Below are 10,230 nucleotides of genomic sequence, written 5' to 3' on the forward strand. Positions count from 1 at the left end.
GGTTACAAGACAACTGTGGAAAAAATGAGGGAAGACGGGGTCTTCTTTGTGTCAACTTTCGTTTGACAATCTGCCTCAAAAAGCTCCCTCCTTTCCCCCGCAGAAAACGTCTTTCTGCCTGTGGGGCAATGCCGTCATGCGGTGGGCTTGACGTCCGCCGGCATTTCCGGCTGTGTTCCCGCCGGGGCATCCGTCTGGGCGTGCTTGCGGCTGTCGCCGGACTTTTCGATGAGCTCGTCCACCAGATCGCGCAGGATCTGGACTTGTTCCATAACTTCGAGGAGGCTGTTTGCGGCATCCAGCATGGCCTTGGCATTATCCTCGGCGATGTCGCTGACGTGCTGGATGTTCTGGGTGATGGCCGTGCTGGAGGTGGACTGCTGTTCGCTGGCGTCGGCAATGGCCCGCACCTGATCCACGGCCCGTCCGATGGTGGTGACGATGTCCACAAGGGCGGCGTCCGAGGCGGCGGCCAGCTCGGTGGATTCTTCCACCAGCTTCATGGAGACTTCCATCTGCTGGACGCTGGTACGGGTGCTCTGCTGGATGCTGGTCACCACGGTATGCACGGTCCCGGCGGAGGACATGGTCTTTTCGGCCAGCTTGCGTACTTCGTCGGCCACCACGGCAAAGCCGCGGCCGGCATCGCCGGCGCGGGCGGCCTCGATGGCCGCATTGAGCGCCAGCAGGTTGGTCTGATCGGCGATATCGCTGATGACGCCCATGATCTCGCCGATGCTGCTGGCATGTCTGGCCAGGGCTTCCATATCATCCTTGAGGGCGGCGGCATGGTCGCGCACGTTATTGATGCTGGCCGCGCAGCGATTGACGGTCTCGCGTCCCTGCTCGGCCTTGCTGCGGGTATCCTGGGCGGCTTCGGCCCCGGCGTCGGCATTGTGCGCCACATCGGCGACGGAGGTATTCATCTGCGCCATGGCGGCGGCCGTTTCGGTGATGCGGGCGGCCTGGGTGGAGGAGCCCTCCCGGGCCTGCGTGATCTGCTGGGAGAAATGTTCGATGGCGGCGGTCAGGGCCTGCACGATGGTGGAGATCTGTGTGGCCGCGTTGAGCATGCCTTCCTTGCGGGCACGCTCGGCGTAGGCCTGCGCCTCTTCGGCCTTCTGCATGGCTTCCTGGGCCAGGGCGGACTCTTCCCAGGCCTTGTAGGCCTCATCCTGCGCCTTGCGCATATGCTCGAACAGATTGATGGACATCTTGATGATATTGGCAAAGACGCCGTAGGATTCGCCGTCGTCGGCGATATCCAGCCGTCCCTGGGCGATGAGGTCGGTCACGGCCATGAGTTCGTCCGGGTCCTTGCCCAGCTTGCGCAGGGTGTCCCGGATGATCCAGGCGGTGAAGGCCACGGTGACGAGCACCGTGATGCCGAGGGTCAGCAGGATGTACCACTGGGTGACTTCCGCCTTGTGCAGGGAGGCCTGTGCGCGTTCTTCGGCGATGCGGTTGCTGCGGGCGAACAGCTCCACAAGCAGGTTGCGGGCCGCCGTATAGCTGCTGCCGTTCGCGCCGAAGACCATTTGCTGGAGCTCGTTTCCCGGCGCAGTCTGATCCCGCAGGGTGGCGACCTGTGCAAAGCCGTCCATGTAGCGTTCGAGCGCGGCCTTGCCGATGCCCCAGTAGCGGGGGTAGGCGGACTCCTCCGCCGCGACGTCAACGGACATGCTGCGGCGCAGCTCTTCGGCAAGCGTGACGGCCTGCTGCACGGGGGACGTGCCGTCCGCGTCCGCGGGGCGGTCGGCCTGCACGGGGAAGGCGGCGATGGCCTTGCGCAATTCTTCAAGCAGTGTGTCCCCCTGACGGGCCGCCTCCTGCCGGGCGTCTTCCGTCGGGGCGAAGGCGATCTGCAGCTCGACGGCGCGCAGATCGCCCAGCAGGGCCGCCAGATGCCCGGATGCGGCGGCGGTCGGCATGACGGTGCGCGAAACGTCGGCGACCGACTGCCGGATGGCATCGGCGCCCAGATACGAGAGCAGGGCCAGCACAATGGCGCCGCAGGCGCTCAGGGCAACGCTCAGACTCAGTTTGACGGCCAGTTTCATTCTTTTACCTCCGAAGGGAGCGGCACGGGCAGGCGTGCCGCATTCTCCAAAATAAACTTATCGGCCTTCCGGCAAAGAGTCTTAGAGCGTTCGTGGCAACTGGGGCGAGCCGGCGCTTGCCAGCATGGCGGGGCGCAGGTAAGATGAGACGTTCCAACACTGACGGCACACTGCGTGCCGGGGAGAAAACATGACGAGATACTTTTTGACAGGCTGGCTGACCGTCTGCCTGGCGTACGGGCTCCTGGCGATGCCGCTCCAGGCCGCCGCGGCATCCGAAACGTCCGGCAACGCCGGCGCTGCCGCCGTCCAGCAACTGAAACAGGGTGAGGAGATGCTGACTCGCCTGAAAAACGGTCTCACGGTCTATATCATCAAGGATGCACGTTTCCCGCTGGTCTGCACCCGTCTCTATGTGGGCACGGGCTCGGCCAACGAGCGCCCCGATCAGGCGGGCATAAGCCATGTGCTCGAGCATATGGTCTTCAAGGGGACAAAGAACCGTCCCAAGGGGCAGATCGCGCAGGATGTGGAGGAACTGGGCGGCTACCTCAATGCCGCCACATCCTTCGACATGACCTATTATCTGACGGATATGCCTGCCAGGCACTGGCGGACCGGCATGGACGTGGTGCGGGACATGGCCTTCAACGCCACGCTGGATGCGGATGAGCTGGAAAGCGAAAAGAACGTGATCATCTCCGAACTGCACGGAGATGATGACGATCCGCGCCGGCGTCTGTTCGAGTCCCTTCAGGTGGCTGGGCTGAAAAACAGCGTCTACGGGCGGCCCATCATCGGCTTTGAGGAGACCATCCGGGCCATTACGGTACAGGATCTGCGCGACTATATCGCCACCTGGTATCAGCCGCAGAACATGCTGTTGCTGGTGGCGGGGGACATCGACCCCCAGCAGGTGCTTGCCCATGCCGAAAAGCTGTTCGGCGGGCTGAAGAATACCGCCGACCTGACGGCCCCCGCGCCGGTGGATCTGGCGCGCGCTCCCGGCGGCCCTCGGGTGGAGGTCATCCGCGGGCCGTGGAGCAAGGTCTATCTGGGTCTGGCCCTGCCTGTGCCGGGTCTGCCCGACATCCGCTCCGTGGACCTGGATGTGCTGACCTATGTGCTCGGCGGGGACGGGACATCGACCCTCTACCGCAAATATCAGTACGAAAAGCGGCTCGTGGACAGCATCGCCGCAGGCAATATGGGACTGCGGCGGGCCGGCCTCGTCTATCTGACGGCCACGCTGGACGCAAACGATCTTGAGACCTTCTGGGATGGCCTGACACGCGATCTTGCCGGGCTGAACGGCAAGGATCTCCCGACCGACGCCATCGAACGCGCCCGCTTCAATCTGGCCGATGCCGTGGATCGTGCCGGGGAGACCCTCAACGGGCTGGCCTCGTGGCGGGGGACGGTACAGTTCGAACTGGGCGGACGCGAAGGGGAACGCAATCTGCGCAGCGCCTTGTCCACGGTGGATGGCCTGCGTCTCGCGGACGCCGCGCGGCAGTGGATCAGGCCGGACCGGGTGCGGGTGCGCGTCCTTGCGCCGCAGGATGCCCGGATACCCGATCTGGAAGCCATGCTGAACCGCAACTGGCAGACGAAGGCGACCGATGACGCCGCCTGGACGGCGGAAAGCGGCGCGGCCGCATCGCAGACCATCGACCTCGGCCAGGGGCGCACGCTCATCTTGCAGCGGGATGCCACAGTACCGTATGTGGCGCTCAGTTTCCGTCAGGGCGGGGGCAATGCCCTGCTCGTGCCGCAGCATCAGGGGCTTGCCGAGCTGACGGCCCGCACGCTGACGGACGGTTACGGGGATAAGAACGCGCAGGATGTGGAGCGCTGGTTTTCCGAGCGGGCGGCCCAGCTCTCCGCTTCGGCGGGCCTTCAGACCTTTGCCGTGGATATGAGCGGCCCGGCCCGCTTTACGCACGAGTATTTCCAGCAGCTGGACAGCATGCTGCGCTCGCCGCGCTTTGAAAAGAAGGACATGGAACGCCAGGTGCAGAACATGAAGGCCGCGCTGGCCCGGCGGCAGGACAATCCGCAGGCCCTGCTTTTTGCGCGGGTGCGTCCCTTCCTCTTCCCGCAGCACTGCTACGGTTTCGACAGTCTCGGCACGCCGGCGAACCTGGACAGCTTCACCCGGGAAAATCTGGTGAATTACTGGAAGCATCAGGCCTCCCTGCCGTGGGTGCTCACCCTTACCGGAGACTTTGATCCGGCAGAGGTCAGGACCTGGGCGGCCCAGCTGCCCGTTCCGGCCTCGTCTTCCTCCGGCAGCGTGAACAGCCCTGCCTGGACAGAGGAAAAGACGCTGGATATCCATGCGCCGGGCCGCAATCAGGCCTATTTGCTGCAAGTCTTCCCCACCGTGCCGCAGGATCATCCCGATGCGCCCGCCCTCATGCTGCTGGACGCCATCCTGTCGGGACAGAGCGGCCTGCTTTTCAGCAAGATGCGGGATGAGCAGGGCCTCGGCTATACCGTGACTTCCTTTTATCAGAGTCTGCCGGAAGCCGGGCTCATGGCCTTCTATATCGGGACGACGCCCGACAAGGTGGAGCAGGCGCGCAAGGGCTTTGCCGCCATCATCGAGGACGTGCGGCAAAAGCCGTTGCCCGCGGCCCTGCTGGAAAAGGGGATCAACCGTCTGGAAGGGGAGTATTACCGTGGCCGCCAGAGTCTCGGGGCCCGTTCCACGGAAAGCGCCACTCTGGCCATACTCGGCCTGCCGGAGACCTTCCGGCGGGACGTGCTGGAAAAGGCCGCGCGCCTTACGCCCGCGGACGTGCAGGCGGCCGCCCGCAAGTATCTTGCTCCCGACGCCTGGCGTGAACTGCTGCTGACGCCGGAGGCGGTCGCCCCGGCCACGCCCGCCGCTCCGAAGCCGGAAGGGCAGGCTGCCGCGCCCCGCTAGGCGTCATTTTCACCATCTGAGGCAACGACGCCCCGACGCCCTGTCGGGGCGTCGTTCGTTCCGGCCGCAGGCTTCCCGCCGCGGCGGAGGTCGCCTTTCCGGTGAGCGCAGGGGAGCGGCGCGCGCCTGCGTCATTCGTCGCGGCCGTGGGGAGCGTCTTTACAGGGCAAGCGGCATGGGCTACATCTTAGTGACAGGTAACCGCATGACGACACAGCAGATTTCCTCATCGCCAGACGACGAAAGTCTTTGCCTCTGGTGTCCTCCCATCACCACGGCGCTGCTGTGCGCTCTGCAGCAGCGGGCGTCCATCTGCCTGAGCTATCCCGCTCGTCCCCGGGAGCTGGGCCCTGTGGAGAGCCGCCTCCTGCATATGGACAGGGACAGCATCACGCTGCTGTGCCGGATGGCCTCCCTGCCGCCGTCCGTTCCGCAGGAATGCAGCCTGTACTTCAAAGTGCGGGAGCCCCAGGGCGAGCCATCCGGGGGGACCGACCTGCGCCTGCCGCTTTCGGCCGGCGATCTGCGCCTGACGACGCAGGAACGGCTGACAGGCCGGCGCTTCGGCTTCTACTGCCGGACGTCCGTCCTGGATGTCGCGCCGCTGGCGGAGGAAGCGGGCACTGCCTGGCCGGAGGGCGGCGGACAGTTGCTGACGCTGCGCCTCAAGACGCCGTTTCGCGGCGTACAGCGGGAGTTGCGGCGGCATGCCCGCCTGTTTCCGAGGCCGTCCGATCTGCGGACAGTCTGTTTCTGGTTTGCGCCTGTCCTGCCGACGGAAGGCGCGATGATGCTGCACTCCATTGCCCGTTATGCTCCGGAGATGAAAGCCCGTACCGAGCTCGTGGACATCTCCGCCGGCGGGGCCTTTGTGCGCCTGCACCATGATCCGTTGCTGAAGGATGTGCACATCGACGCCTCGACGCTCATGCTGCTCCATCTCGTCCTTGCGGATGCGCATACGGGGGAAGTCTGTCTGCTGGCGGCGGCCCGCTGCGTGAACGTGAGCCGCGACCGGCACGCGATGAGCGCCGATCTCCACATGCGTTTTACCCGTCACGCGGTCATGCCGCTGCGGGAAGGCCCCATCCACTGGCTCGAGCTGGATGACGGCGGGGGCATCCCCGCGCTTGACCGCTGGACGGCACGGCAGCGGGCCGTCGATAGCGCATACGGCGTCTTTCGTCCCTGACGCCGCTCAGCAGCCCGTCCGCCGTTCGTGGCAGACGCATCCGCTTGACATTGCGCGCATCGTCGGCTTGGATAGTCCTTTCTTTCACCTCAGCGACGGAGTTTGCTCATGTCCAGACATGCCCTGAAATACGGCGATGGCGAATGCTTTTTTGATGTGCCTGACGGCTGCCTTGCCGCCGAAGTGCTGCCCAATGCCGTGGACTTGCCGCAGCTGCCGTCGGCGGAGGTGGTGCGCCGCGCTCTGCGCGAGCCCGTGGATTCACCGGCCCTGGGCGACATCGTGAAGCCCGGGGAAAAGGTCTGCATCGTCATCCCCGATATTTCCCGCCTCTGGCAGTCGCCGCACATCTATGTGCCCGAAGTGGTGGCCGCGCTCAGCGCCTGCGGCATCCCCGACGCGGACATGACCCTGCTGGTGGCCACGGGCGCGCATCGCCGCCATACCCCGGAAGAACATGCCCGCCTCGTCTCCGCGGACGTGGCCGGACGTATCCGCATCGTGGATCATCAGTGCCGCGAGGAGGCCGACCTCGTCCAGGTGGGCACGACTTCGCGCGGCACGCCCATCATCGTCAACAAGACCGCCGTGGAAGCGGACAGGATCATCCTGTGCGGCGGCGTGGTCTTCCATTTCCTCGCCGGTTTCGGCGGCGGCCCCAAGATGCTGGTTCCCGGCATCTGCGGGTACGAGACCATCCAGCGCCATCACCATCTGGCCTTCAATGCCGCGGCGGACAGCGGCACCAATCCGCTGGTGCGGGCCGGCATCCTTGAGGACAATGTTTTTCAGGCCGATCTGGCGGAAGGGGCGGCCCTGCTCGCGCCCTGTTTCAGCCTCAACGTCATCACCAACGCCAAAGCCGAGATCATCGCCGCCTTTGCCGGCCAGTGGCTGGCGGCCCACCGCGCGGCCTGCGCGCTGGTCGAACGCATGGACAGGGTGGACATCCCCCGCCGTACGCCGCTGGTGGTGGCCAGCGCGGGCGGCGCGCCCCGGGACATGAACGTCTTTCAGGAGATCAAGCTCCTCAGCAACGCGCTGGCGGCCGTTGAGGAGGGCGGTACCATGATCCTGCTGGCCCGCAACCCCGACGGCTTCGGTAATGCCGAGACGGAACGCCAGCTCACCGCCTATCCTGATCACCACGCACGCGAAGCCGCCCTGCGGGAGACGTTCTCCATCGGGGGGTATGTGGGCTTTTTGCTGGCCGAAGCCGCGGAACGCCATAACGTCATCCTCGTGACGGACATGGATCCGGCCCTCTTCGCCTCCACCCGCCTGCATATCGTGCCCGGCCTGGACAAGGCGCTGGAGCTGGCCGCCGGTTTCCACGGCGGCAGTCTGGCCGTGCCGACGACGGTCATGCCGCAGGGCGCCGTGACCCTGCCGCGTGTCGCCGGGTAGGGGTTTTTTGTTTTTTCTTCCGCGTGTCGCTGGCTGGCGACTTCAGCCCGGCATCCGGGCGTGGTCGCCTTCCGGCGGGCGACCGAATGGCGGCCCGCAGGGCCAGGAGCCTTACGGGCATCGACAGCAGAGATGGGGCAGGGGGTGAGAGGGGCGAGCCCCTCCAGGCAGATTGTCAAACGAAAGTTGACACAAAGAAGACCTCGTCTTCCCTCATTTTTTCCACAGTTGTCTTGTAACCGAACTTCTTGCGCGGGCGGTGGCTGATGAGTGCCACCGCCCTCTCCATGTCTTTTTGCGTTATCCCCTTGAAACTCCTGTACCGGGGAAAAAATTGACGAAGAAGCCCATTTGTCTGTTCATTGAGTCCGCGTTCCCCCGGACAGCCAGCATGGCAAAAGTAGCTTGCGGTCCCAAAGTGTGCATCTATCTGCTTGTAATTTAAAAATTCCTTCCCTATGGTATGTAATTGCAAGAATTTTTCTAATAGCATAACATATAAAAGAAGAGGTTTGGTCATGTCTGGAAAGCCCGTTGCACGCGTTGGAGATACCGGCAGTCACGGTGGCACTATTATTGATGGGAGCCCCATTATTAGGGCCAACAACCGCCCGATTGCCCTTGTTGGAAGTATCTATAACTGTCCAGTACATGGCCCAAACCCTATTGTAACTGGCGCTCCATATGTTTTTGGTAATGATGTTCTCGTGGCGCATGTTGGTTCAAAAACTGCATGTGGAGCAGAGATTACGTCTGGTTCTCCTGATGTATTTATTAATATTCCGCTATCAGGAAAATTAGTTGAGACCTTTTCTGGAGTAGGGAAATACTCTGAACAGTTTTGTGTAATAAGTGATATGACAGGTGAGCCTTTAATTGGTGTTGAATATCGTATTATTACACAAAAAGGCAATATCTATGAAGGTAAAACTGATCACGATGGAAAGACAGTTCGAGTCTATACAGATGAACCTGAAAATATTGAGTGTTTCATTGCTTAAAGACTAAAATAGAAATGTATATGGAGAATATTATGCAAACAGATGATGTTACCCCATTCTTTACTCAAAAAAATAGGCGTAGTTCTCAAACTAATAGTACACATACATCTATTACGTCTATTCGTGTTGATGAAGGTATTCGTTATGTGCGAATTGCTCCACCTTCTGACGGCTGGGTTGAGGCTTTAAATTCATCGAAGGTTCGTATTTCTCTATGCGAATATACCAAGATAAAACTTTTGGAGAAAAGAGACGGGAGAATATTTTTTTATCTTTTGGATGGAAATTCTGGGCATGTAGGGGAAATATTGAGTATGAAAGAAAGTGGAGCAATTGAACATTTTTTTAGAGGTCAAAGAAGTGGAGGCATAACAATTAAAATACAAAACTTTTCTTTTGAGGAGTATGTTTACTCTGTGCAGCGTAATAATGAAGAGCTTATACAATGTTCAGGGGAATTGAAATATGAAAACTTAATTATACCTATTACTTTGTCTACTAGACACTTGGTGGGCCATTATAAAAATAACCCTTTGCCAGTTGGAACTTACAATATTATGGCTCCTGATTATCCGCATTCAGGTGAATATTCTCGATTTTATCGTCAAGATCAAAAGAATGGACAATTTGATTTAGTATGGTTTCCTATCGAATTTGAAGAAAATACACGTTATTTACATATGGGACATATCTCTGATGGATGTGTGACTGTCACAAATATTAATAATTGGGAGTCTCTATACCACAAAATTATACACTGCCGGAGTGATGGCAATATAACAGATACTCCAGGAGGAGGTAAGTATATTGGCAAACTAATTGTTTTAAAAGATGCTAATCAGAAACCAAGCAATAGAAAACCTCATCCCCTTTCTTCATATTAGCTATGAGAAAATTTGTTATGATAAATAAGATATGTTATTTTGTTTTTTTATTTCTTTCTACTAGTGTTTGTAGTATGGCTCAAGAAATTGATAATGATATAGTAGTTAAGAATGTTTATACTCATAGCCTTGACAGAGATATAGAAGAAATACGTCCAGAATACCGTGCTATGCTTTTTTCTAAAACTCTTGAAAATATTTTAAATGATCCTCAAGAAAAGTCTATATCAATTGAATATATGACTTCCCTTCAAAAAAAAGCAAATGAATTCATGAAAGATGGCCAATATGAACAAGCATATCGGTATTATTATGAGGCTGCGCTATATTATCCAAAAGTACTGTTATTTTTTAGCGCTGCTCAGGCAAATCTAATGGAAATTTCAAGAAGAAAATATATATGCCTAATGGATGTATTGTTTGCTTTGGAGAATTATCAGTTGGGTATAGCATTTTATAAATATGAGAAAGAACACAATCTTTCGATATCTATAACCTGTTTTAATGAAATGAAAAGGCAGATGAAGTGTCTTCAAGATATATATGAAAAATATAAAAAAGATAAAAATAATATGGAAATTTCAAAAGATGAAGTACTCTATTGTAAATAAATAGAGGTAAGTTACAGCCTTGTTAAGGATTACAAATAGTTATTTATGAGAATAAATATGTCTTTTTTTAGGTAGTGTTTACACGAGATTTATGTTATAAGAAGCGCATCAATTCTACAAGGATGTGCTTATGACGAATCCTC

At 58.2% G+C, this 10,230-nt stretch carries 8 protein-coding genes; 6 read left to right on the forward strand and 2 right to left on the reverse strand.

Features of this window, described 5'->3' with window-relative positions; genetic code table 11:
* Positions 1 to 134 precede the first annotated feature (134 nt).
* A complete protein-coding gene (locus Q0J54_RS11230) occupies positions 135 to 2,060 on the reverse strand; it encodes a methyl-accepting chemotaxis protein (RefSeq protein ID WP_296305763.1) in 1,926 nt (641 codons plus the stop codon).
* Positions 2,061 to 2,250: 190 nt separating this feature from the next.
* Here Q0J54_RS11230 and Q0J54_RS11235 point away from each other — a divergent pair, with 190 nt between their 5' ends.
* The 3 genes from Q0J54_RS11235 (at position 2,251) to larA (ending at position 7,591) form a co-directional block, all read left to right on the forward strand.
* Entirely contained in the window at positions 2,251 to 4,992 is a 2,742-nt protein-coding gene (locus tag Q0J54_RS11235) for a pitrilysin family protein (protein ID WP_296305765.1), read from the forward strand.
* 205 nt (positions 4,993 to 5,197) lie between these two features.
* On the forward strand, positions 5,198 to 6,184 hold the full coding sequence (locus tag Q0J54_RS11240; protein ID WP_296305767.1) for a hypothetical protein: 987 nt from the start codon (positions 5,198 to 5,200) through the stop codon (positions 6,182 to 6,184).
* Between the two features lie 108 nt (positions 6,185 to 6,292).
* Positions 6,293 to 7,591 (forward strand): nickel-dependent lactate racemase, encoded by a 1,299-nt coding sequence (gene larA, locus Q0J54_RS11245; RefSeq protein ID WP_296305769.1) that lies wholly within the window; start codon positions 6,293 to 6,295, stop codon positions 7,589 to 7,591.
* Positions 7,592 to 7,766: 175 nt separating this feature from the next.
* On the opposite strand, the gene Q0J54_RS11250 is transcribed toward larA, so the two are convergent.
* Positions 7,767 to 8,111, reverse strand: coding sequence for a hypothetical protein (locus Q0J54_RS11250; protein WP_296305771.1), 345 nt, complete (start codon positions 8,109 to 8,111; stop codon positions 7,767 to 7,769).
* Between Q0J54_RS11250 and Q0J54_RS11255 the strand changes: the two genes are divergently transcribed.
* From Q0J54_RS11255 to Q0J54_RS11265, 3 genes are all read left to right on the forward strand, one after another.
* Positions 8,110 to 8,592 (forward strand): PAAR domain-containing protein, encoded by a 483-nt coding sequence (locus Q0J54_RS11255; RefSeq protein ID WP_296305773.1) that lies wholly within the window; start codon positions 8,110 to 8,112, stop codon positions 8,590 to 8,592. The genes Q0J54_RS11250 and Q0J54_RS11255 overlap by 2 nt on opposite strands.
* 32 nt (positions 8,593 to 8,624) lie before the next feature.
* Positions 8,625 to 9,476 carry a hypothetical protein gene (locus Q0J54_RS11260; protein ID WP_296305775.1) on the forward strand — a complete coding sequence of 284 codons (852 nt, stop codon included), beginning with the start codon at positions 8,625 to 8,627 and terminating at the stop codon, positions 9,474 to 9,476.
* A 74-nt stretch (positions 9,477 to 9,550) separates the two neighbouring features.
* On the forward strand, positions 9,551 to 10,087 hold the full coding sequence (locus tag Q0J54_RS11265; protein ID WP_296305777.1) for a hypothetical protein: 537 nt from the start codon (positions 9,551 to 9,553) through the stop codon (positions 10,085 to 10,087).
* Positions 10,088 to 10,230 lie beyond the last annotated feature (143 nt).

Source organism: uncultured Desulfovibrio sp. (assembly GCF_944324935.1).
Lineage (GTDB): Bacteria > Desulfobacterota > Desulfovibrionia > Desulfovibrionales > Desulfovibrionaceae > Desulfovibrio.

Excerpts from the sequence above, each read along its gene's own strand:
- Q0J54_RS11230 (WP_296305763.1), bottom strand. The coding sequence starts at position 2,060 with ATGAAACTGGCCGTCAAACTGAGTCTGAGCGTTGCCCTGAGCGCCTGC.
- Q0J54_RS11235 (WP_296305765.1), top strand. The coding sequence starts at position 2,251 with ATGACGAGATACTTTTTGACAGGCTGGCTGACCGTCTGCCTGGCGTAC.
- Q0J54_RS11240 (WP_296305767.1), top strand. The coding sequence starts at position 5,198 with ATGACGACACAGCAGATTTCCTCATCGCCAGACGACGAAAGTCTTTGC.
- larA (WP_296305769.1), top strand. The coding sequence starts at position 6,293 with ATGTCCAGACATGCCCTGAAATACGGCGATGGCGAATGCTTTTTTGAT.
- Q0J54_RS11255 (WP_296305773.1), top strand. The coding sequence starts at position 8,110 with ATGTCTGGAAAGCCCGTTGCACGCGTTGGAGATACCGGCAGTCACGGT.
- Q0J54_RS11250 (WP_296305771.1), bottom strand. The coding sequence starts at position 8,111 with ATGACCAAACCTCTTCTTTTATATGTTATGCTATTAGAAAAATTCTTG.
- Q0J54_RS11260 (WP_296305775.1), top strand. The coding sequence starts at position 8,625 with ATGCAAACAGATGATGTTACCCCATTCTTTACTCAAAAAAATAGGCGT.
- Q0J54_RS11265 (WP_296305777.1), top strand. The coding sequence starts at position 9,551 with ATGGCTCAAGAAATTGATAATGATATAGTAGTTAAGAATGTTTATACT.